18 protein-coding genes are annotated in these 22578 nt (G+C 68.8%); 8 read left to right on the top strand and 10 right to left on the bottom strand.

Annotated elements, in window-relative coordinates; all coding sequences use genetic code 11:
- Positions 1-252: 252 nt before the first annotated feature.
- Entirely contained in the window at positions 253-1431 is a 1179-nt protein-coding gene (locus AB0J76_RS29990) for a winged helix-turn-helix domain-containing protein (RefSeq protein WP_352318830.1), read from the top strand.
- A 692-nt stretch (positions 1432-2123) separates the two neighbouring features.
- Here the strand turns inward: AB0J76_RS29990 and AB0J76_RS29985 are convergent.
- Positions 2124-2297: a hypothetical protein gene (locus AB0J76_RS29985; protein ID WP_352318832.1), complete on the bottom strand. Its 174-nt coding sequence runs from the start codon at positions 2295-2297 to the stop codon at positions 2124-2126.
- Between the two features lie 504 nt (positions 2298-2801).
- Here AB0J76_RS29985 and AB0J76_RS29980 point away from each other — a divergent pair.
- From AB0J76_RS29980 to AB0J76_RS29970, 3 genes are all read left to right on the top strand, one after another.
- The gene (locus tag AB0J76_RS29980; protein WP_352318834.1) at positions 2802-3173 is read left to right on the top strand and encodes a hypothetical protein; all 372 of its coding nucleotides are present in this window, start codon (positions 2802-2804) and stop codon (positions 3171-3173) included.
- Between the two features lie 451 nt (positions 3174-3624).
- Entirely contained in the window at positions 3625-5670 is a 2046-nt protein-coding gene (locus AB0J76_RS29975) for a hypothetical protein (protein ID WP_352318836.1), read from the top strand.
- A gap of 315 nt (positions 5671-5985) precedes the next feature.
- Entirely contained in the window at positions 5986-6543 is a 558-nt protein-coding gene (locus AB0J76_RS29970) for a hypothetical protein (protein ID WP_352318838.1), read from the top strand.
- Positions 6544-7478: 935 nt separating this feature from the next.
- Here the strand turns inward: AB0J76_RS29970 and AB0J76_RS29965 are convergent.
- On the bottom strand, positions 7479-8207 hold the full coding sequence (locus AB0J76_RS29965; protein WP_352318840.1) for an XRE family transcriptional regulator: 729 nt from the start codon (positions 8205-8207) through the stop codon (positions 7479-7481).
- A gap of 23 nt (positions 8208-8230) precedes the next feature.
- On the opposite strand from AB0J76_RS29965, the gene AB0J76_RS29960 reads away from it, so the two are divergent.
- Positions 8231-8413 carry a hypothetical protein gene (locus tag AB0J76_RS29960; protein WP_352318842.1) on the top strand — a complete coding sequence of 61 codons (183 nt, stop codon included), beginning with the start codon at positions 8231-8233 and terminating at the stop codon, positions 8411-8413.
- A 76-nt stretch (positions 8414-8489) separates the two neighbouring features.
- On the opposite strand, the gene AB0J76_RS29955 is transcribed toward AB0J76_RS29960, so the two are convergent.
- A complete protein-coding gene (locus AB0J76_RS29955; protein WP_352318844.1) occupies positions 8490-9623 on the bottom strand; it encodes an acyl-CoA dehydrogenase family protein in 1134 nt (377 codons plus the stop codon).
- Positions 9620-13054 carry an indolepyruvate ferredoxin oxidoreductase family protein gene (locus AB0J76_RS29950; protein WP_364391356.1) on the bottom strand — a complete coding sequence of 1145 codons (3435 nt, stop codon included), beginning with the start codon at positions 13052-13054 and terminating at the stop codon, positions 9620-9622. Before AB0J76_RS29950 ends, AB0J76_RS29955 begins: the two co-directional genes overlap by 4 nt.
- A 141-nt stretch (positions 13055-13195) precedes the next feature.
- On the opposite strand from AB0J76_RS29950, the gene AB0J76_RS29945 reads away from it, so the two are divergent.
- Positions 13196-13642: an Lrp/AsnC family transcriptional regulator gene (locus AB0J76_RS29945; RefSeq protein ID WP_352318847.1), complete on the top strand. Its 447-nt coding sequence runs from the start codon at positions 13196-13198 to the stop codon at positions 13640-13642.
- A 27-nt stretch (positions 13643-13669) separates the two neighbouring features.
- Here AB0J76_RS29945 and AB0J76_RS29940 read toward each other — a convergent pair whose 3' ends face one another.
- Both AB0J76_RS29940 and AB0J76_RS29935 read right to left on the bottom strand, forming a co-directional pair.
- A complete protein-coding gene (locus AB0J76_RS29940) occupies positions 13670-14128 on the bottom strand; it encodes a GNAT family N-acetyltransferase (RefSeq protein WP_352318849.1) in 459 nt (152 codons plus the stop codon).
- A gap of 72 nt (positions 14129-14200) precedes the next feature.
- The gene (locus AB0J76_RS29935) at positions 14201-15184 is read right to left on the bottom strand and encodes a polysaccharide deacetylase family protein (RefSeq protein WP_352318850.1); all 984 of its coding nucleotides are present in this window, start codon (positions 15182-15184) and stop codon (positions 14201-14203) included.
- Positions 15185-15437: 253 nt separating this feature from the next.
- Here AB0J76_RS29935 and AB0J76_RS29930 point away from each other — a divergent pair, with 253 nt between their 5' ends.
- Positions 15438-16709, top strand: a complete 1272-nt coding sequence (locus AB0J76_RS29930; RefSeq protein ID WP_352318851.1) for a C39 family peptidase — start codon at positions 15438-15440, stop codon at positions 16707-16709.
- Here AB0J76_RS29930 and AB0J76_RS29925 read toward each other — a convergent pair whose 3' ends face one another.
- Complete coding sequence (locus AB0J76_RS29925; RefSeq protein WP_352318853.1) at positions 16710-18017, bottom strand: FAD-binding oxidoreductase; 1308 nt, start codon at positions 18015-18017, stop codon at positions 16710-16712. It lies immediately after the preceding gene.
- A gap of 217 nt (positions 18018-18234) precedes the next feature.
- Here AB0J76_RS29925 and AB0J76_RS29920 point away from each other — a divergent pair, with 217 nt between their 5' ends.
- Entirely contained in the window at positions 18235-19098 is an 864-nt protein-coding gene (locus tag AB0J76_RS29920) for a sigma-70 family RNA polymerase sigma factor (RefSeq protein ID WP_352318855.1), read from the top strand.
- Between the two features lie 4 nt (positions 19099-19102).
- Here the strand turns inward: AB0J76_RS29920 and AB0J76_RS29915 are convergent, their stop codons facing one another.
- Genes AB0J76_RS29915 through AB0J76_RS29905 form a run of 3 tightly spaced genes read right to left on the bottom strand, consistent with a single transcriptional unit; the run spans position 19103 to position 22398 of the window.
- Positions 19103-20161, bottom strand: a complete 1059-nt coding sequence (locus AB0J76_RS29915; protein WP_352318857.1) for an amidohydrolase family protein — start codon at positions 20159-20161, stop codon at positions 19103-19105.
- The gene (melA, locus tag AB0J76_RS29910) at positions 20158-21450 is read right to left on the bottom strand and encodes an alpha-galactosidase (RefSeq protein WP_352318859.1); all 1293 of its coding nucleotides are present in this window, start codon (positions 21448-21450) and stop codon (positions 20158-20160) included. Before melA ends, AB0J76_RS29915 begins: the two co-directional genes overlap by 4 nt.
- Before the next feature lie 3 nt (positions 21451-21453).
- A complete protein-coding gene (locus AB0J76_RS29905; RefSeq protein WP_352318861.1) occupies positions 21454-22398 on the bottom strand; it encodes an alcohol dehydrogenase catalytic domain-containing protein in 945 nt (314 codons plus the stop codon).
- Positions 22399-22578: the final 180 nt, after the last annotated feature.

The following is a 22578-nucleotide window of genomic DNA, read 5'->3' as shown; positions in this document are numbered from 1 at the left end:
ATGGAGACCGAGCTCGGAGCGACGTGTACGGCTGTCGTCAGATGCCTCTGGTGGCTGACGTTGCTGTCAGCGCTACTGTCACCTCCCGCCTCGGCTCTCCTCCGTCAGATTCCAGATGTCGATTGAGGCAATCGCTGTCCAGCGGCGTGGCACAGGCTTGAAGATGGATCACGCCGCCTGACCGAGGAGGTTCCCAACCCGTCCATCGTCATGGCGGCCCTGATTGACGTTGCCGGTAACCGGAGGAGTGCCGTGCCGATCCCCGACTTTCAAGCCTTGATGCGGCCCGTTCTGGAGATGCACTTCGACGGCGGTGACCATGAGTCCGCTGAGGTGATCGCATCCATGGCCGACCGCTTCGAGTTGAGCGCGGACGAGCGCGCGGAGATGCTGCCGTCGGGCGGACAGAAGCTCTTCAACAATCGGATCGCATGGTCCGTCACTCACATGGCCCAAGCCGGCTTGTTGGAGCGGCCTCGTCGAGGCGTCACCCGGATCACCGACCGAGGCCGGAAGGTCTTGGCCGAGCACCCGAACCGGGTGGACATGAAGGTGCTGAACCGGTTCGCGGAATACCAGGAGTTCCGTACCCGCCGCCGCAAGGCCGACAAGGCTGCGGAGGAGTCGGAGCTGTCCGCGGCGGATGCGCCGCCGCTGGAGTTGATCCCTCAGCTCATCACCGAGGCGCATACGGCACTGGCCGACGAACTGGTCGAGAGACTTGGATTGCTTTTTCACTATCTTGGGAATAATGACTCTCCTTCGGCGGAACGATTCCGTGCGGAGATCCCGGGCTGGATCGAAGCTACTCCCGGACGACACCTTCCGCCTCCACATCTTCTCGGCGACGAACAACAACAGGCTGAGTTGTTCACAGCGATCGCTGGCCCATATATGGGTGCGAACTTTCGCAAGGGTCATACCTATACATGGCTTCCCAATCACTTGATGGACGGCGCCGAACAGGTCAGTCCTCGCAGTTTTCTTAGTGCGCTGACCAAAGCTGTGGAGGAGACCACTGCTCAGTACGCTGCGCATGAGTACGCTATTCACCATGAAGGCATTCGACGTGGAGTGCAAGCTGCATCGGCAACCCGTGTGGGGGAAATTAAGGAAGACCTACCGTGGGTGCAAGTGGCCATCGATCCCTTGGCCGGGCAGCAAGTACCGATCGATGAGGGCGCCGTGATCGATCTGTGGTCCGAACATGGGCTGACTGAAGCTCTGCAACGGCAGGCAGCATATGTTGTCGAGGGCGAGAAAGTAAGGACTGGTCCGCGGTACCCTGACCGATACTCCGGACTCATTGAGGAACTCATCGAACTTGGTGTGATGCGACGACGTAAGGATGGCCGCATTGACCTACCCGACGTCTATCGGATCGCCTTCTCCATTGGACGCAAGGGTGGAGTGCCGAAAGTAAAGTCGTAATTCTACTCTATGCGATAATCGGGACCCCGATCATTTGGGCGGTCGATATACGGTCATTAGTGCTTCGGGACCCTTCGGGCGTGTGCTCATGTACGTTGGTGTTGCTGTACAGCATGCAACGTGCGATCGTGCTTTAGCATCTGATCCGTAGCAAGATCGGAGACGTCCTAGGTGCTCATTATCGGCATGAGCACCAGTTCGGAAGGGACGTTTGGTCTCAGGGATTCCACACTCGTTCATGATCGTTCAGGGCTATTGTTAGCAGCAGCGTTAGAAAAATTGCCTATCGGGATACTCGTCCGGACGAGGAGCTCTGGCGTGAGGTAGGGCCTGTTTCCGATTCGCACCGAACTCTGCGAAGTTCCGTCACACCTGCGTAAGGCTCAGCTTGTGGTTACTGATTTTGATTGGGTGATGTCGAGGGTATCGGTCTGACAGTAGTGTGTCGGTTCCTGTAGTTCTGGTTGGGCGAGAGATACGCGGGCGCCGGCTGACCGACGCCGGGAGGGCGAGGCGGGAGCGCTGTCGGCTTCAGGCCGCCATGGAGCCGCCCCGCTCATGAGGCCGAACAGTCTGAATCCCGAATTTAGTCGTCCTCTGGTATTGCGCTACCTCGTGTCTGGAAGGGGACTTGCGTTTCGGGTCCTCGGCTACGGGGTCCAGGTACAACTCGAGGCCCTCGGTGTCCTCGGTCACGACCTGCCCCCGGTGCGACTGATGAGCACGCCGGTGGCGACGACGAGGGCCGTGCCACCGATGATGATGACGATCTTCCTGTTCTTCTTAAACAGGTTCTTCAATCTCTCGGTGACGGAGGTGGTCTCGTCGTCCTGAGAGATGGTCTGGTTGGGCATGGAGGCGTTCACCCGCACAGACCTACCGGACCCACCTCTCAACTGTCAGGCAATCATCCGACGTCGCCCAATCAAGTTCAGTAAGTCCCCGCGAACGTCGCCGGCGTCGTGGTCGCCCTGTCCATCATTACGAGTGAAGCGTAGGAGCGTGACCCAGGGCCGACGCCGCTGCTCAACCGGGTGACGTCGTACGAAACGATCAGACTACGTGAGAGACCCTCAAGGGCCCGCAGCTTGGCGGTGCAAGACTGTTCCGCTCGTGACGATGTCAGGAGCGCTATGGGGCGCTTGCAAGTGGTAGGGATTACCGATCAGGTTGATCCTGGGAACGTTACTGCAGCTAGTGAGCCACTAGCTGCGGTAACGCATGCATGATCGTCGACGATACCCCGGATGAGTCATGCTGCTTGATCGATGGCCCATGTGTTTCACCTACCGTGAGGGTCGATCTTCGCATGTGAGGGGGTCAATGTGGATCCAATTGTATTGGCGGCGGGTACCGCGTTGGTGACGGCAATGGCCACCGACGCCTGGCAGTCTGCTCGCGACGGCGCGGTCGCGTTGTGGCGCAAGGCTCGCCCCGAGCAGGTCCAGGTCGTCGAGGCGGAGCTGGTCGAGGTCCGCGAGCAGGTGATCGAGGCTCGCCGCGAGGGCGACGCCGACACCGAGCAAGCCCTGGCCGGGGCCTGGCAGGTGCGGCTGCAGCAGCTGCTGCGCGTCGATCCATCTCTGGCAGGCGAAATCCAGCGAGTGCTGGACGAGGTGCTCACCCCAGCACTGCAACCGGTCGAGCGGGAGCGGATCGGCTCGCTGGTCATGAAGGCGCAGGCCAGCGGGCGCGGGCGCGTCTATCAGGCCGGCCGTGACCAGACCATCCATGAGCGGTGACCCAGGCCGTCGAGGAAGGTCCACGCTGCTATGCATGATCGGACATATCACGCCAGGCGCGGCCGAACTATCCACGGGGCGACGCCAGCTATGGGGCTGGTCGAACAGGTGGCCACTCTCCTCTGAACATGATCCTTCCCCGTGCAGGCCGTGCTGTTCGTCGGGCGCTTGAAGGAGATGGCCGACGTCATGTTCGTTCAGCGCCATGGAGATCACCTTCGACGCGTGGATATTGGTTCGTCTCTGTTTAAGGAGTGAGGCCTAACTGTTTCCGCTATCTCTCACCCTCGTATCGTCTTGCTGGGTGCCATGAGCACGCGGTGGAGCCCTTTTGGCTGCTAAAACACGTGTATAGATAACCGCGTACACACACGTCTGCTTTACTCCATGACCGGCAGCCAGATCATCTGGATAATGGCCATGGTGTCTGACGACCACTATTGGGAGTGCCGTGATCGACGAGAGCTATCCGTCTGGGGATCTGCCGCATGGTGACGTAGATCGGCCCATTGAGATGAGCGCTGTAGCAAGGGACAGCGCCAAGATCTTCCAAGCACTCGGCTCCATCTACTTCGGTGAAACGCTGCCAGAGGATGACATTCCAGAGGAGGAGCTCGCGACGCTGCGCGCAGCATGGGTGCAGGTTGACGTGGTCTCCAGCCTAGTCGAACGGCTTCAATCGGGCGGGCTGGCAGTGATCGGTGGTGCCCCCGGCATGGGCAAGCGGTCCAGTGCCATTCGCGCGCTCATCGAGTATTCCGATGAGAGAGTAGCTGCTGGGGGAAAGCCCCTGAAGCTGCAGCAGCTCACCCCTGACTGGGAGAGGAAGACCCCGCAAGCGAGCGTGCTTCCCGTCGAGGCGAATCGCGGTTATCTGCTCGACGTCAGCGCCGAGATCTCCGAATGGTCCAATCCCCTGGAAACAGCCTCCGCCTTGGTGGCGCGCGCCGCTCGTCTGCGCGAGGAGGGATCTTGTCTCATTCTGATCTCCAACCAGTCCGGCTGGCCGCACGGCACTGGGACAGTGGCGGCGCCGTTCGTTCCGGCGTTGGAGCGGCCGGAGCCCCGCGAGATAGCCATAGCTCATCTGGAAAAGATCCATGGGAAGTCCGCTCGCGCGGCCTGGCTGAGGCTGCCTCACGATGGAGCACAGCCAGGTTCGTGCGCTCACCTGATCACGGACGACACTGCACCGGCCGACGCTGCATATCTCGCTACGCTTTTGGCCGGCGCGACGGATGACAAGGATGGCATCAAAGCTGCGATCGATGCATTCCAGCAATGGGACACGCACCTGACCAAAGTCTTCGGAGGCGAGGGAGACAAGAACGTTGACAATCGTGCCCTGTTGATCTCTGCTGCGTTTGTCGGTGAGGCGCCGATGCTGCGCATTCAATCCGTGGCTCGCGATCTAGTGGGCGTGCCGGCGTCCACCGGCAACAGCGACACCAGCAGTGTTCGTCGCATTCTGGCAGGGGAAGAGCTTAAGACGAGGTTCGAGGCGATCGGTGCGACCAAGAAGGGACAGAACGTCTCTCTGGCGGGCAAGCCGGGACTCGACAAGGCCACTATCGAACGGGTCTGGACGCAGCGCCCCGATCTTCACCAGCCATTGTTGGAGTGGATCACTAGGATCACCGCTCCTAAGGCCGAAGCCGAAGAACATCTGCAGCACATCGGCAGGATGCTGGTACGTCTTGCCGCCGCTCACACAGATGTACGGCTGCTGCGACTCGTCCAAAAATGGGTGGAGGCCGAAGGTGCGGCAACCGACCGCCGACCCCTTGTGGCCGCGATTCTGAACGAGGCCGCCCAGGACGCCGCCCTGGGACCGGTGGTACGGGATCAGTTGCTCACGTGGGCCCAGGCATCGCTCGACCTCGCGACTACCGTGGCCTTGGTGTGCCAGATGACCTTCGCTGAACACTACCCCCGGCAGGCGCTGGTACGGCTGCAATGGATTCTCCGGCGTCCTCAAGACGATGAAGCTGTAAGGGCTGCAGAAAAGGCCGTTAGGCTCATGGCAGCTCACCCCACCTTGCTGGTCAAGGACGTCTGGCCGACCATCACTAGATGGGCAGTCAAGGATGGGTTGCTGTCGGGCCGACGTGCCTTCCTCGCCATGGTGGACCCGCGACCCTCGTACTCAAATTTGAAGGAACTGCTGGTCGTCGCCGACGAGAAACCGGAAGTCAGAGGAACCCTCCTGGACGCCTGGCGGGCCACGCTGTTTGACGAAACGCTCGACGGAGCGGCCCGAGCGGTGCTCACGGCCTGGGCATACGGCATCGTCGCAGGCACCTTGCCCGAATCAACGACGTTGGACCTGCTGGATCAAATTGTCCAGCACCACTTGACCGCCAGCCCGGTCTCCGCACTCCTGTACGACACCACCGTTGAGCCGGAGCCTCATCCCGGCGGGCTCGCTCGCGTGCGCCGCCTGCTCTGGCAGCGAGTCCACGCTCCCAGCCCTTCAGCCACCCTTGCAGAAAGCTAGCCGGTGGAAACTTGGTTGACACGCCGCCGAGCCGAGCGCCAGCTGCGGCAGGGCATCACGAACTTCCCTGCGCGTCTGCCCTCGTCCTGCCCGGGCATCGCGTTTCACGCACGCATGAGCGCCTTGCCCACTGGCGACCTCAAGGCCCTCATGCACGCTCCTCACGAAAGCTCGACGGTCATCCGTAACCTAGTGCGTCATGCAGCGGCCGATGTCACCCGTCGATGTGATCCCGCCGATATAGCCGCTGCTCATGATGTCTGCGCACTGCACCTTCAGGCGAGGCGGACCCTTTCCAGGTACCCGGATGTCTACGTGTCAGCTTCGATCTCCTTGGGGTTGTCGGCAGAAGACGGAGACGCGGTTCGACAACTTCTGGCTCGGCGGCGTGCACAAGGTATTGACGACACTGTAGAAGCACAACGCGCTGAGCATCTCCGTCGGATTCTCAGCGATCCAGCCACCGCCGTGCCATGGTGGCTCGATCCACAGACAAAAGCCCTAAGTGCCACGCTGTCGGCCGACCAGTTGATGAACGTGCTCAGCTCCCTCACTGAGGTGACCAGTGCGATCCGCAAGCTGGTGCCGCTCACTGATGTCCCCGTTGAGTATCAGCTGCTCGAGCTTCTAAGAGGCTTCGTCTCAAGCTTTCCTCAGGACCATCAAAAACGCATGCTTATGACGCTGATGGCATTGGGATTCGATAAGGCAGGGCGCCCAAATATGGCAGCCAGCATTGAGCATTTGATGGCAGCCCAATACCCTCCACAGACGAGTGCTGCGCCACGTCCATCTACGCGTTCTCATGCTGACCCCGATCTAGGGAGAGACAGCGATAAGACCAGCAAAAGCAACGGCCGGCTCGTGAAGTGACTGGCGAGAGCAGGGTGACATCGTCCCCCTTTGTCTGTTCCGTGCTCGCCAGGCTCACTATCAGAAGCGACGCAGGAGTGGCATGACGGTCACGAGGGCGGCTGCCGGAAGAGATCAGACCACGCGTACTGGGCATTCATGGTCGGTGAAGATATCCGCCACACCAGAGCTAAGAAAGCCTTGCCTTTGGGCATGGGCGGAGCCTAGTTGGTTAACCTGTCCGCAGTCCGAAGATCAGCCACGTTACTCGGTGAGCCAGGGTGAGGAACGAGCCCTGGCTCGTCGATCGCCCCCAAGCACGTACGGCGTTCAGCCATACCGTGGCGATCGTAGGGCTGCATCTGTGCGGCGGCGCGGCAACCCTGGCCGGGGCGTTCGGTTGCTACGGCGGGGCCGGCGCGCGGTGCCCGGCCCGGGTCCCGCTGCCGTCCGGGACCGACCCCCAGGCCGCACGCACGGATGGCGGGCGGGCGAGGGTCGAGGGTACGGCGGCGCGCCGCGCCGCCGCTTGATCTCTACAAGAACAGTGTGGTGCTAAGAACCGAACAGAGGGCCAACGTTGCTGGTACAACGTCAGCGGGCTTCTCTTCGGATGCAATCAGGTATGCGAGCACAAACGCCAAAACTTCAAAGGGAAGTTAGGCGCCGAGCGATGGGGGCAGATCAATCGCGGCCTCTGGCCATTGCCTAAGGACGCCCTCGCCACATCTCTTGCCTGGGAGCCATAATCTCGGTAGGAGCAGCCATCGTTGAGTTCTTCGTCGCCGAGCTTGTCTGACAGCGCGTGGGTGGTGCTGGCCGCGACCGGCCGAAGAGCCGCAGCGCGGCCAGCGACCACCAAACGCGCGGCAGGCCGCCGCAGGCGGGCTGCCCTTGATGACGTGGAGAGAAGTTGCTTTCTGGTCTGACCGTAGCTGTTCCTGCTGAGGTTTGAGCTAGTGGTTGTGGGGCTGGGCCGTGGTCCAGATGCGGTTGAAGCTGGTGAGGTAGGTGTTCGCCGGCCCCTCGTCGTCGGTCGGGGTGAGGTGCATGACGGGGGCGTTGGCTGCGGGGGTGCCGTAGGCGTGAGTGTTAACCAGGAGCTGGGTGTCTGCGCGGTAGAGGGAGTTGTAGAGGACGGTGCGGTGGAGCCGGATCTCGACTCCATGCGCGTCGAGCAGCGGGCGGTACAGCGTGAGGGCGTTCTTGATTCGGGCTGCCATCACCTCGGCGCCGATCCCTTCGTCGACTCCCCTCGCAGCGACTTCCGGGCCTTCGGGGTCGCCGAGGAGGATGCGGACCTGGACGCCGGCCCCGGCCCTCTCAGCGAGGACGCGCTGGATGGCTGGATCCTCAGCGAGGAACAACGCGCTGTAGGCGAGGATGTCGATGTCCCTGGTGGCGTTGTTGAAGTGGGTGCGCCAGGTCGTTTGGGGGATGGCCCAGCGGTGGGGATAGACGGCGTGTATCCCGTCGGCGAGTGCCGGGTGTCTCGGCGCGGTTTCTGGCCATAGGGCGGCTTCGTCGACGTTGAGGAGGTCGGCGACGGCCCAGCGGTGGCGGGGGTAGGGGATGCGGCCGTTGAGCCATCTGCTGACGGTTTTGGGGTCGACGGCCAGGGCGGCGGCGACGTCGGTGGTGTTGAGGCGGGCTGCGGCCAGTGCGTAGCGGAGGTTGTTGTTCATGACCGGCCTACTACGCGAGCGTCATGCTGGCTGGCGGCGTCTCGGTCAGGGAACTCGCGGAGTACCTCGGCCACGCCGACCCCGGGTTCACCCTCCGCGTCTACGCCCACCTGATGCCCGGCTCCCACGACCGAGCCCGCAAGGCCATCGACAACCGCCTGTTCCGTCCACGCGAGGTCTCTCACGGAACAGGCACGGAACAGTGATCATCTAGACGCCCGATCCCCACACAGTGAACCCCGCCTCCCACCACAGGGAAGCGGGGTTTCCGCACGTCAAAGGCTACTTGGCCAGATGACGACTGATCACCAGTCGCTGGATCTGGTTCGTCCCCTCAAAGATTTGCATGATCTTGGCTTCGCGCATGTAGCGCTCCACCCGGAACTCCCTGGTGTACCCGTAGCCGCCGAACACCTGGACTGCGTCCGTCGTGACCTTCATGGCGGTGTCCGTGGCGACCAGTTTGGCCACGCTGGCCTGGCGGCTGTAGTCGAGGCCGGCGTCGCGGCGGCGGGCGGCGTCCAGGTACGTCGCCCGCGCGCTGTCCACCCCCGCCGCCATGTCGGCCAGCAGGAAGCCGAGGCCCTGGTGGTCGATGATGCGCTTGCCGAAGGTCTGCCGTTCCTTGGCGTAGGCGACGGCCTCGTCCAGGGCCGCCTGGGCCAGGCCGACGGCGCAGGCGGCGATGCCGAGCCGGCCGGAGTCGAGGGCGCTGAAGGCGATCTGCAGGCCCTGGCCCTCCTCGCCGATCAGCCGGTCGCCGTCGATGACGGCGCCGTCCCAGTGGGCGCTGGTGGTGGGCACGGCGTGCAGGCCCATCTTCTCCTCGGGGCGGCCGAACGTCAGCCCTTCGGCCGCGCCGGGCGCGACGAAGCAGGAGATGCGCTCGCCGGTACGGGCGAACAGGGCGTAGAAGTCGGCGATGCCGCCATGGGTGATCCAGGCCTTGTTGCCGGTGATGCGGTAGTCGCCGCTCTTGGTGCGCTCGGCGCGGCAGGTGAGCGCGCCCGCGTCCGAGCCCGCCTGCGGCTCCGACAGGCTGTAGCCGCCGACGATCCGTCCGGCCAGCATGTCGGGCAGCCAGCGTTCGCGCTGCTCGGGGGTGCCGTACGCGGCCACGGGGAAGCAGGCCAGCGTGTGCACGCTGGTCGCCACCGCGACCGCCGCCCAGCGGGCCGCCAGCTCCTCGATCACCTGGAGGTACACCTCGTACGGCTGGCCGCCCCCGCCGAACTCCTCGGGGTAGGGCAGGCCGAGCAGCCCGGCCGCGCCGAGGGTGGCGAACAGCCCCTCCGGGTACGTCTCCGCGCGCTCGTGCTCGTCGACCCGGCGCGCGAGCTCCTTGTCGGCGATGTCGCGGGTCAGCTCGATCAGGTCCTTGGCGTCCTGGTCGGGGAGCAGGCGGTCAACGGTCACGACGACTCCTTGGGTGCGGCTTCGGCGAGGCGGGCCAGGGCGGCCGCGGCCCGCTCACGGAACTCGGCGACGCGGGCGAGCTTGATGTCCTCGTACCCGCGGATCGACTCGGGAAGGCCGGCGATCTCGGCGACGGCGTCGATCGTGCCGGGGGTCAGCCGGGCGAGGGCGGCACGCATGAGATCACGATATTCGGTGATCAGTTCCCTTTCGACCCGGCGGACCTCGGCCTGGCCGAACACGTCGAGGGCGGTCCCGCGCAGCACGCGGGCGGCCCGCAGACCGCGGAACAGCACCGGCGCGGAGCGGCGCAGCCGGATCTTGCGCTTCATGCCCATCGCGCGCAGCAGCGGCGGGTGCAGCAGCACGGACACGACCGCGTCGGCGCCGTACTCGCGCTCGCGCCTGGCCTGCTCCTCGGGGTCGAGGTGCAGGCGGGCGACCTCGTACTCGTCCTTGTAGGCCATGAGCTTGTGCAGGGAGCGGGCGTAGGCGAGCCCGACGCGCGCGCCGGCCTCCTCCCCCGCCCGCCTGGCCGCCTCGGCGATCACGCGCCTGACGTCGCTCTCGTAGGTACGGGCGTAGGTCTGGTTCTGGTAGCCGGTCAGGTCCGCCACCCGCAGGGCCAGCGTCTCCTCCAGGCCGGTCTCGGGCCGCTCGGCGGGCTCGGCGAGCGCGGCCCGGCGTACCGCCTCACGGTCGGCGACGGCGGCCCGGCCCCAGCGGAAGGCCGCGAGGTTCTGCTCGACGGCGGCCTTGTTGAGCCTGATCGCCGCCTCGATCGAGGCGGCCGAGACGGGCAGGCAGCCGTGCTGGTACGCCGCGCCGACCAGCAGCATGTTGGCCGGCATGTGGTCGCCGAACAGCGCCTCGGACAGCTCGTGCGCGTCGAGGTACAGGTTGTCCGCACCCTCCGTGGCGGACTCCAGCCTGACCACGGCGTCGGCCGAGGAGCCGGGCACGGTCGCCCGTCCGGTGACCATGGCGGCGGTGGGCACGATGGAGGTGTTCACCACGGCGACCGTCCGGCCGGGGGCGGCGACGGCGAGGTTGGCGTCGGCGGCGGCCCCGAGCAGGTCGAACCCGATCAGCACGTCGGCCGTGCCGCGGGAGGCGCGCACCGAGCCGTCCACCGGCCGCTTGGCGATGCGCACGTCGCTGACGACCGGGCCGCCCTTCTGCGCGAGGCCGGTCTGCTCGATGCCGGCGGCGTGCAGGCCGTCGAGGTGGGCGGCCATCTGCAGGATCTGCGAGACGGTGACGACGCCGGTGCCGCCGATGCCGGGCATCCGGATCAGCGTCTCGGCGTCGCCGTCGAGCCGGACGACCGGCTCCGGCAGCCGCACCGGGAGCGGCGGCAGCTCGCGCGGCGCCCTGGTGCCGGGCTCGACCAGCAGGAACGACGGGCAGTCGCCCTTGAGGCAGCTCAGGTCGGAGTTGCACGACGGCTGGTGGATGCGGGTCTTGCGGCCGTACTCGGTCTCGACGGGCTGGACGGACAGGCACGTCGAGACGTCGCCGCAGTCGCCGCAGCCCTCGCAGACGCGCTCGTTGACCACGACCTTCGCCGTCGGGGTGGGCAGCTTGCCGCGCTTGCGCAGCCGCCGTTCCTCGGCCGCGCACTTGTCGTCGTGCAGCAGGACGGTCACGCCGTCGAGCGCGGCCAGCTCCCGCTCGACGTCGGCGAGGTCGTCGCGGTGCCGCACGGAGGCGATCGGCGCGAGCCGCACCCCGCGGTACGTCTCCGGCTCCGGCGTGGTGATGACGATCCTGCGCACGCCCTCCTCGGCCAGCGAGCGGGTGAGCGCGGGCACGTCGAGCCGCCCTTCGGCGCGCTGGCCGCCGGTCATGGCGACAGCGTCGTTGTAGAGCAGTTTGTAGGTCATCGTCACCCCGGCGGCCACCGCGGCCCGCACGGCCAGGGAGCCGGAGTGGTGGAAGGTGCCGTCGCCGAGGTTCTGCACGAAGTGCCGGTCCCGGGTGAACGGCGCGAGCCCGATCCACTGGGCGCCCTCGCCGCCCATCTGGGTGATGCCGATCTGGGTGCCGCGGCCGTGCCCGTCGAGGGCGATCATGGCGTGGCAGCCGATGCCGACGCCGACCAGCGTGTCGTCGGACGTGCGGGTGGAGGAGTTGTGCGGGCAGCCGGAGCAGAAGTACGGCGTGCGCGCGGCGACCATCGGCAGCAGGCGGCGCGCGGCGGACGCGGGCCGGGACAGGTGGACCGTCCCGCGCGGGAGCCGGTCGGGGCCGAGGCAGGCGGCCAGCGCCTTGGCGACGTCCTCGGCGCCGAGGGTGCCGCGGGCGGTCAGCAGGTCCCGGCCCGACACGACGGGGGCGCGCTCGCCGCCGTAGAGGGCCTGCTTGAGCTGCCCTTCCAGGAACGGCACCTTGTCCTCGACCACCAGCACCCGGTCGAGGTCGGAGGTCATGGCGGCCAGGTCGGCCTCGGCCAGCGGGAACGGCATGCCGAGCCGGATCAGGCGCAGCCCGAGGTCCTCGGTGGCGTTCTCGTCCAGGCCGAGGTCGGCCAGGGCGCGCAGGACCACGGCGTACGTGGTGCCGGAGGCCAGGATGCCGAGCGTGGCGCGGGGGGCGTCGCGCATGACGCGGTTGAGCCCGTGCCTTCGGCCGTAGTCGCGGGCCAGCTCCAGCCTGCGGGTGAGCAGGTCGTACTCGGCGTCCAGGGCGGAGGGGCCGACCAGGATCGGCGACTTCCCGCGGTCGGCGTGGTCGGGGAAGGGGATGTCGTACGGCGCGCCCAGCTCGACGGTGGCCGAGGCGTCGGCGATGTCGGCGACGATCTTCAGCCCGGTCCACAGGCCGGTGGCGCGGGACAGCGCGACGGCGTGCAGGCCGAACTCGATGATCTCGGCGACCGAGCCGGGCGCGAGCAGCGGCATCGACAGGCTCTGGCACATCGGCTCGCACGAGCTGGGCACGGTGGAGGACTTGCAGCCGGGGTCGTCGCCGATCCAGGCCACCGCGCCGCCGAGCGCGGCGGTGCCGGCCATGTTGCCGTGCCTGATGGCGTCGGCGGCGCGGTCGAGGCCGGGGTTCTTGCCGTACCAGAAGGCGGTGACGCCGTCGTGGCTGCGGCCGGGGACCTGGCCGAGGAGCTGCGTGCCGGCCACGGCCGTCGCGGCCAGCTCCTCGTTGAGTCCGGGCTTGAAGACGACGCCGGCCTCGTCCAGGAAACGGGCCGCGCGGCCCATCTCCAGGTCCAGGCCGCCTAGCGGGGAGCCCTGGTAGCCGGAGACGAAGGCCCTGGTGTTCAGGCCGCGCTCCCGGTCCAGGCGCCGCTGTTCGAGGGTCAGCCGGACGAGGGCCTGGATGCCGGAGATCAGCACCCGGCCGTCCGGCGCGGCGTACTTGTCGTCGAGCGACACGGTCGCGCTGTTCACGCTCACGCGAACCTCCTGGCGGGCAATGCGTATGTGGGGTTTCCCAGCACAGCAACGGAGAGCTACTGTGCGCAAGTATCAGACGTGAAACCACAACGAAGACGCAAATAATGTGAGCTGGGCGATTCTGGCGCAGAAGATCTTTGCGTCACCAAGGAGGATTCTCACATGCCGGACATCGACGACATCGACCATCAGGTGCTCCGGCTGCTGCGCGAGGACGGCCGCCGCACCTTCTCCGAGATGGCCGACCAGGTCGGACTGTCGGTGGCGGCGGTCAAGCGGCGGGTCGACCGGCTCAGGGAGATCGGGGTGATCACCGGGTTCACCGTCCAGATCGACTACGCCAAGCTCGGCTGGGGCATCGAGGCGTTCACCGAGCTGCGGTACCCGGGGACCACGCCGGTGGGCGAGATCGTCCGCACCGCGACGGACGTGCCCGAGGTGCAGGCCGTCTTCACCATCGCCGGCGACCCCGACGCCCTGATCCACGTACGGGTGCGCGACCTCGGGCACCTCCAGCAGGTCATCGACCGGCTGCGCCGGGCCGGCAACGTCACCGGCACCAAATCCCTGCTGGTCCTGGGCTCCTGGACGCGCGACGCCCTCACCTGACCGCCTGCGGCGCGCGTCGCCGGAGGGTCAGTTCAGCCAGGCGTACTCCAGCTCGGGCAGCTCGAACCCCTGCGGGAAACGGCACATCCGCTCGTCGGTGCGGCGTGCGCCGTGCCGTTCGTAGAAGCCGATGGCCCGGGTGTTCGCGCTGAGCACCTCCAGGTAGACCTCCCGGCCGGGATGCTCGTCCGCCGCCCAGGCCAGCCCGTGCCGCAGCAGCCGCGATCCGGCGCCCGAGCCCGTGCTCCCCGGCCGCACGTGCAGGTTGTCGAGCAGGATGCGGCCGTCCTGGGCCGGCAGCAGGTAGGCGAAGCCGAGCAGCTTTCCTTCGTCGTCGTGACCGACGAACAGGCCCGCTCCCCGGACGGGCGGGTCCAGCCGCTCCCGCCAGAGCGCGAGCCGGTCGTCGTCCAGGGGGCCGTTCAGGAAACCGTCGGGCATGATGCCCGCGTAGGCCGTACGCCAGCTCTCCACGTGCAACGCCACGATCGGGGAAATGTCATCAATTGTCCCGTTCCTTATCAGCATGGCGGAGAGCATTCCATACCGGGACCGGCCTCACCCCACCCGGCAGGAGACCGCGGGCCAGGTCCAGTTGCCGTTGTGCTGGACGGTGAACCCGAAGGTGTTGCCGTTGCCGTTCGGCCGCATCGTCATGACGTTGCCGGTGCCGTCCCAGGCCGGGGTGCCGTTCCAGGTGGCGATGATCTTCTGCGGGCTGCGCATGGTGACGGTGACGATCCAGGAGTCCGTGCCGGAGACCGTGACCGACAGGTTGAAGCGGTCGGCCCACTGCTGGCCCGCGGAGACGGTCACCGTGCAGGTGCCGCCGGGCGGCGGGGACGACGGCGGGCTGGTCGGGCCGCTCCCGTCGGGCGCGACGGCCCGGCCGGTCGCCGGCGAGATCATGCCCGCGCACATGTTGCGGGCGCGCAGGTTCGCGGCGATCTGCGGGATCGCGGCGATGGTCGTGGCGTAGTTGTCGTGCATGAGGATGACCTGGCCGTTCTGCAACCGGCCGGCGGCCTGGACGATCTGGGCGGTGCTCGCGCCGTTCCAGTCCTGGGAGTCGACGTCCCAGAGGACCTCGGTGAGTCCGAGTTGCTGCTCGACCGTCCGGAGGGTGGCGTTGGTCTCCCCGTACGGCGGCCGGAACAGCCTCGGCGCGGCGCCCGTGGCCTGCTGGATCGCCTGCTGGGTGCGTTGCAGCTCGGACTGGATCTGGGCGGCGCTCAGCTGCGTCAGGTGCGGGTGGGTCCAACTGTGGTTGCCGATCCACATGCCCGCGTTCTGCTGGGCGCGGACCAGGGCCTGGTTGTTCTGCGCGTTCTGGCCGACGTTGAACATCGTGGCCCGCAGGCCGTTGGAGGTCAGCGCGTTGAGCAGGCTGGAGGTGGTGGCCGGGTTGGGGCCGTCGTCGTAGGTGAGGCCGACGTAGCCGCCGCTGCAGTCGGCGGCGTTGGAGGGGGTGTTGGCCCAGGTCACCGCGATGCCCGCGGCGAGCGTGCAGGCGGCGCCCAGGACGAGCAATTTCCTGATCATGTTCTGCCTCCGAAGCGGGCGGCGGTAAGGGGAAGCTCGATCGCGAGTGTGATGACCCTGCCGAAACATGTCAATCGAATGCAGAAACTTTCGCCACCGGCCACCGCACACACCGCGACGAGCTGCGCCGATCGGGAGAGAAAGTTTCGGCGCCTGGAAAGCTTCATGACCCATACGTAGATTTCCCGATGTCTTGCCCGCCGGATGTCCCTACTGTCGGGCGCATCCGAAGCCTTCCGAGCAAGGTGGGTTCATGCGCGCGCTGACCGTCCTCCTGTCCGGACTCCTGCTGGCCACCACCCTCCAACCGCCCGCCGTCGCCGTCGCCGGGAAGGACGTCGCCGGGACGAAGCCGGGGCCGGTCGTCCCCGACGTCGTCTACCAGCGGGCCGACTTCGCCACCGGCACCGGCGAGGGCACATCCGCCGCCGACGGGCTGTCGTTCGCCGCGGCCGCCGGCACCACCTCCTACACCGACGCCCTGGGCACCAGCACGTGGGAGTACGCCCGCTGGACCGGCCCCGAGCGCACGGTCGGCTTCCCCGCCACCCAGCTGATCGCCTCCTGGACGGCCGACGTGCCCCAGGGAAGCTGGCTGCAGGTCGAGGCCAGGGCCAGGAACACCGCCGGGCTGAGCAAGTGGTACGTCCTCGGCCGCTGGTCCTACGCCGAGGGCGACATCCTGCGCACCTCCGTGGCCGGTCAGGGCGACGCGGACGGGTCCGTCGCCGTGGACACGCTGGTGGCGGCGTCCGGGCGGCAGCTGTCGGCGTACCAGCTCCGCCTGACCCTCTACCGCAGGCCGGGCACGGCCGTGACGCCCCGGGTGCGCACGTTCGGCGCGATGGCCTCGAACGTGCCCGAGCGCAAGACCGTCCCGGTCAGCCCCGGCGGCGGGGCGTGGGGCGTCGAGCTGAACGTCCCGCGCCGCTCCCAGAACGTGCACGCGGGCCACTACCCCGAGTGGGACGGCGGCGGCGAGGCGTGGTGCAGCCCGACCTCGACCACGATGGTGCTCGGCTACTGGGACAAGTGGCCGAGCGCACAGGACACCTCCTGGGTGGACCCGTCCGACCCGAACCCCGAGGTGGACCACGCGGCCCGCTACACCTACGACCACGCCTACCAGGGCGCCGGCAACTGGCCGTTCAACACCGCCTACGCCGGCCGCTACGGCCTGGACGGCTTCGTCACCCGCCTGCGCACGCTGACCGAGCTGGAGCGGCTGATCAAGGCGGGCATCCCGGTGATCACCTCGCAGTCGTTCAAGAAGGGCGAGCTGCCCGGCGCCGGTTACGGCACCGACGGCCACCTCATGGTGATCGTCGGCTTCACCGCGACGGGCGACGTGATCGCCAACGACCCCGCCTCGTCCGGCAACGACGCCGTCCGCCACGTCTATCCGCGCGCCGACTTCGAGAACGTGTGGCTGCGCAGTTCGAGCAGCGGCGGCGTCGTCTACGTCATCCGCCCGGCCGGCCACGCGCTGCCCGCCACGACGCCGGGCCTGCCCGCCAACTGGTGATCAGTCCAGCACCGGGTAGTTGGCGCGGAACACGCCCTGCGGGTCGCGCGACCGCTTGATCTCGCGCAGCCGGGCGAGCGCCGGCTCGGGGAACGCCTGAGCCGCCCGCTCGCCCGGCGACAGGAACGTGTACGGCTTGCGCCCGCTGACCCGGTCGCCCAGGGCGGCGACGACCGCGTCCTGCTTGGCCCGCACGGCCTGGCCGAGCTCGGGGCTGATCCCGGCGCCGAGCAGGTAGAGCAGGTACGGCTCGGCCAGCGCTCCCCCGGCCCCGCCGCCCGGCCGGGCCAGCGCGCCGCCCAGGTGCCTGACCTGCATGGCGACCAGCGGCCCGACCGGCTCGGCCAGCAGGATCTCCACGGCGCCGGCGTCCAGCCCGGTCAGCAGCTCGGTACGGGACACCGCGGGCGCCGGGTCGGTCGGCTCGGCGGTGATCGCGCCGAGGTCGGCCGTGGCCATGGCGGCCCGCGTGTCGCTCAGCACGCCGTCGATCTTGGCGAGCCGGCCCAGCAGGTCCTCGGCCTCGGCCGCCTCGCCCAGGTAGGCCAGGTCCACGGTCACCATCGGGGGCGCCTCGGGGAACTGGACCCGGTTCACCCACAACGACAGCTCGGGCGGCGCGTCGGCGGTCAGCTCGCGGAAGGCCGCGAACACCTCGGCCTCCTTCTGGCCGGGCCACATCAGACGGCCGCCGTACAGGGCGCGCTCGGCGTACAGGTCGAACTCGACGGCGGTCACCAGCGCGAAGTCGCCGCCGCCGCCGCGCAGCGCCCAGAACAGGTCGGGGTCGCTCTCCTCCGTCACCCGGGCGGGCCGGCCCTCGGCGTCCACGACGTCGAAGGCGCGCACGCTGTCGGCCGCCCAGCCGTACCTGCGGCCGAACCAGCTCAGGCCGCCGCCCAGGGTGTAGCCGGTGACGGTGACGGCGGGGTTGCTGCCGGCCAGGCCGGTCAGGCCGTGCCTGCCCGCCTCGGTCTGCACCGCCCCCCAGGTCACGCCAGCCCCTGCGCGGGCGCGCCGCTCGGCCGGGTGGATCTCCAGCTCGTCCAGCCGGCTGGTGCGCAGCAGGATCACGCCGTCGGCGGTGCCGCTCGCGCCGTGGCCGCGCGGCTGGGCGGAGACGGTCAGCCCCTCCTCGCGGGCATGGCGGACCAGGGCGGCCACGTCGCCGGCGTCGGCCGCCTCGACCACGGCGGCCACCGGCTGGGCCACGGTCAGGTTCCACGCCCTGGCCGCCGCCTCGAACCCCTCGTCGCCGGGCAGCCACACGCGTCCCTCGACCGCGGTGCGCAGCTTGTCGTACGTCATCGTCCACTCCTTCATGAAGACTCACCACCTTGACGACGCGGGCCCGGGAAAGGTGACCGGTCACCGGAAAGATCGCCCGGGGACATGCCGGCAGGCCCCTGCGCGCTCGTGCGCCGGGGCCCCTCACCGCGTCCGGACGGCTTAGGATGCCGCCATGGTCGCCCCCCGTCGTCGCCCAGCCGCCTGTATGACGACCCGGCGCGACGAAAGGTGACCGATGAACGCGCAAGCCGACCTGGCCGGCCATTTCGACCTGGCCAGCAGCCATCTGCGGGCGGTGGCGTACCGCATGCTCGGCTCGGCCGACGAGGCCGACGACGCCGTCCAGGAGACCTGGCTGCGGGCCGCCCGCGCCGGCACGGACGGCGTCGCGAACGTGCCCGGCTGGCTGACCACGATCGTCGGCCGGGTCTGCCTCGACATGCTGCGCGCCCGCCGGCGCAGGGACGAGCAGCTCGTCGAGGGCGAGCGGTTCGACCAGGTGAGCGTCCATGACGGCGATCCGGCCGACGCGGCGGTGCTGGCCGACTCGGTCGGGCTCGCCCTGCTGGTCGTCCTCGACACGCTGAGCCCGGCCGAGCGGGTCGCGTTCGTGCTGCACGACCTGTTCGCGGTGCCGTTCGGGGAGATCGCGCGGATCGTGGCGCGCTCCCCCGCCACGGCCAAGAAGCTGGCCAGCCGGGCGCGGCAGCGGGTGCACGGCACGCCCGTCCTGCCCGCCGCCGACCACGCCCGGCAGCGCAGGCTCGTGGCCGCCTTCCTCGCCGCGGCCCGCGCCGGCGACCTGGACGCCCTGCTCGCGGTCCTCGACCCCGACGTGCTGCACCGGTCGGACGTGCCGGGGTCGGGCGGCGAGCGGCGCGGCGCCCGTCCGGTGGCCCAGGGCACGCTCACCGACTCCGGCGGCGCGCGCTTCGCCGACCTCGTGCTCGTCGACGGCAGGCCGGGCATCGGCGTGCTGCGCGGCGGCCGGCTGTTCCTGGTGCTGCGCGTCACGACGTCCGGCGAGCGCATCACCGAGATCGACATCGTCTCCGACCCGGCCCGCCTGGCCGCCCTCGACGTCGCCCTCGCGCCCTGACCGGTCAGGCCAGCCGGGGCACGAGCCGCAGCGCGTTGCGCGCGTACACCTGCTCCAGGACGTCGTCGGGCAGGTCGAGCCCGGAGATCGTCCACCGGCCCATCAGCGGCGGGTCGTCGAGGGAGTGCGCGAACGCCTCGTCGTCGGTCTCCATGAACCGGAAGTGGATCCGGTAGACGTCCGGGTGCGGCGGGATCTCGTCGGTGCCGAACAGCACCCGGCCGGGGTGGCGGAGCATGAGCGCCCGCGTGGCGCGCGGCTGGCGTCCCAGCTCGGCGACGCGCGCCGCGATGTCGATGTGGAAGTTCGGGTACGCGTCCAGCATCCGGCCGGCGAACCCCAGGTTCTCCGGCCAGCACCCGGCGTGCACGCCGATCACGGTCGTGGCCGGATGCCGGGCGACCATCGACTCCATGGCCTCCATGAGCCGCTCGAACGGCGGGAACCCCGGCCCGGAGAAGTTCCAGTCGGGCCGGGCGGCCAGCAGTTCGAGGCGTTCGTTGCGCTCGTCCGCGGGCTGGAAGAAGGCGACCGGGTCGGCGGTGTGCAGGGCGACGGGCACGCCCGCCTCCCCCACGGCGGCCCACAGCGGGTCCAGCCGGGGGTCGTCGAGCAGGACCAGCTCGTCCCGGTGGTCGCGCACCCGCAGCCCGACGTCCTTCCACACCTTCAGCCCGGCCGCGCCCTCGGCGACCGAGCGGCGCAGCTGGGCGGCCAGCCGCTCGCCGAATCCGGGGGTGGCGGTCTGCGACCAGTCGACGTGGCAGAACGTGGCGAACCGGCCCGGATGGGCGGCGTCGTAGCGTTCGAGGTTCTCGGCCAGCTCCCGGCCCCAGCGGCCGTCGAGGTTGACCATGCCGCGCAGGTTGAGCTCGTCCATCATGCCGATCAGGGCGGGGACGTCCTCGACCATCCAGCCGCCGTCCTCGGTCAGCCAGCGGCCGAGGTGGAGGTGGGCGTCCACGGCGGGCAGCCGGGCCCGGCCGACCTCGTGCACGGCCACCCGGAGCTGCGACACCGGACGGTAGCGGGACAGCGGCAGGCCGGCGTCGGGCAGGGTCACTTCCTGATGCCTTCGGGCAGCAGGTCGCCGTGGGCCTCGATGAGGGCGTCCACCAGCTCGCGGACCTTGCGGACCGGCAGGGTGGCGGCGGTGTTGGGGTCGAGCAGCGCGGCCTGGTAGACGTGGTCGCGCCGCCCTTCCAGGGCGGCCTTGACGGTCAGCTCGCCGACGCTGAGGAAGGCCCGGTTGAGCGCGGCGACCTGGGCGGGCAGCTCGCCGACGGGCAGCGGCCGCACGCCGGACCGGTCGACGTGGCAGGGCACCTCGACGGTGGCCTCCGGCGGCAGGTTGGAGATCAGGCCGCCGTTGCGCACGTTGCCGTGGATCAGCCTGCGGGTGCCGGTCTCCATCGAGTGGATGGCCAGCGAGGCCAGCTCGTCGCCGCGTTCGATCGGCACGCCCCGGCCGGCCTCCAGCGAGCTCTTGTACTGCTCGTACTCCTCGTAGCCCTCGGCCAGCCACTCCAGGTAGACGTTGATCGGGATGCGGTACCGCTCGACCTCCTCGGCGTGCGGCAGGAACCACGGCAGGTACTCCGAGCCGTGCTCGGAGGACTCGGTCGGGAAGTAGCCGAAGTTGCGGTAGACCTCCACGCGCACCCGCCGCCGCAGCTCGGGGTCCTGGTCGATCAGCTCGTCGAGCCGCCGGTAGAGGTTCTCGCCGTCGCGCTCGAAGCGCAGCACGAACGCCTGGTGGTTGACGCCCGCGGTGAGGAAGGAGATCTCCTCCTCCGGGACGCCGACCATGGCGGCCAGCGTGCTCTGCGTGTCGCGGGCGGCGTGGCAGACGCCCACGACGTTCTTGAACGGGGTGCCGGCGTAGACCGACCAGGGGATCATCGACATCGGGTTGGTGTAGCTGAACAACACCGAGTCGGGGGCGAGCTCGGCCAGGTCGTCGCCGATGCCGACCATCACGGGGATCGTGCGCAGGGCGCGGAAGATGCCGCCGATGCCCAGGGTGTCGCCGATCGTCTGGCGCACGCCGTACGCGGCGGGGATCTCCAGGTCGCGCCTGACCGCCTCCAGGCCGCCCACCGCGATCTCGTTGATCACGTAGTCGGCGCCCTCGACGGCGGGCCGGCGGTCGGCGTACGCCTCGATCCGGGCGCCGATGCCCAGCTCGGCGACCATCCAGCGGGCCATCGCCGCGGCGGTGTCGAGCCGGGCCCGGTCGATGTCGTGGAGCACGATCGTGGACTCCGACAGTTCCGGAAATGTCAGGATGTCTGAGAGGAGGTTCTTGGCGAACGTGATGCTGCCGGCGCCCACCAGGACGATGCGGGCCATGGGTTACCTCGATTCCGGGGTCAGCAGGGCTTTGACGGGGGTGGCCTGGCCGTTCATCAGCCGGGTGAAGACCTCGGCGCCCTCTTCGAGGGGGAAGGTCCGGACCCAGCTCAGGTCCCAGCGGCCGACCAGGTCGACGGCCGCGGCGAAGTCGGCCGCGTCGTAGGCGAACGAGCCCAGCACGCGCTTCTCGCCGCGCACCAGGTCGGCGGCGTCGTACCCGGCGACGTGGTCGGCCAGGCCGAGCCAGACGGCCACGCCGCCGGGGCGCAGCCGGGACAGGGACTGCTCGTGGGTGGCGGCGGCGCCGACGGCGTCGAAGATCACGTCGTACTCGCCGGTCAGCTCGGCGCCCGCCGCCACGCCGCCGAGCCCGGCGGCGACGGCCAGCCGCTCGGGCGAGCGGTCGGCCACGTCCACGCTCGCCGCGCCGCCGGACAGGGCGGTCAGCAGGCAGGTCAGGCCGATGGCCCCGGCGCCGATCACGCCCACGCGCGCCCCGGCCGGCCGCCCGGCCAGCCCCCAGGCGTGCACGGCGTTCGCGGCCGGCTCCACCACGCCCGCGGCGGTCCAGCCGAGCCCGTCGGGCAGCGGCACCACGGACGCGGCCGGCACCGCGACGCGCTCGGCGAAGGCCCCCGGCCGGTGCACGCCGATGATCTGCCGTTTCCTGCACACGTTGGGCCGGCCGATCAGGCACACGTCGCAGGCGCCGCACGACAGGATCGGGTTGACCGTCACCGGCCGCCCGTCGTCAGTGCGCCCGGCGAACTCGTGCCCCATGACCAGCGGCGGCACCCGGAACCCGGGGGTCTGCACGCCGTGCAGCTCGCTGCCGCAGATGCCGGCGGCGACCACGTGCACCAGCACCTCCTCCGGCCCGGCCACCGGCTCGGGCACGTCCCGCTGCTGCACGACGCCGGGGGCGGTGAAGACGAGAGCCCTCACGAGGGCCGGCCGGCGGTCGAATGCGCGCGTACCATGGAGATCCCCATCCTATTCCGTCATGAGGAATGCTATTCCGAACTGGCGCTAGGAGACCACTGCGGCGAAGATCATGTCAAGAGGCCGACGGGAAGCGAGGCGGCGTCACCGCATCCCGCACGCCAGGAACGGCCGGGCCAAGGA

It is taken from the genome of Nonomuraea sp. NPDC049624, assembly GCF_040675255.1.
In the GTDB taxonomy this organism is placed as follows: domain Bacteria; phylum Actinomycetota; class Actinomycetes; order Streptosporangiales; family Streptosporangiaceae; genus Nonomuraea.
The sequence above is the reverse complement of the archived record's forward strand: the minus strand, read 5'-3'. Positions and strand labels throughout refer to the sequence as shown.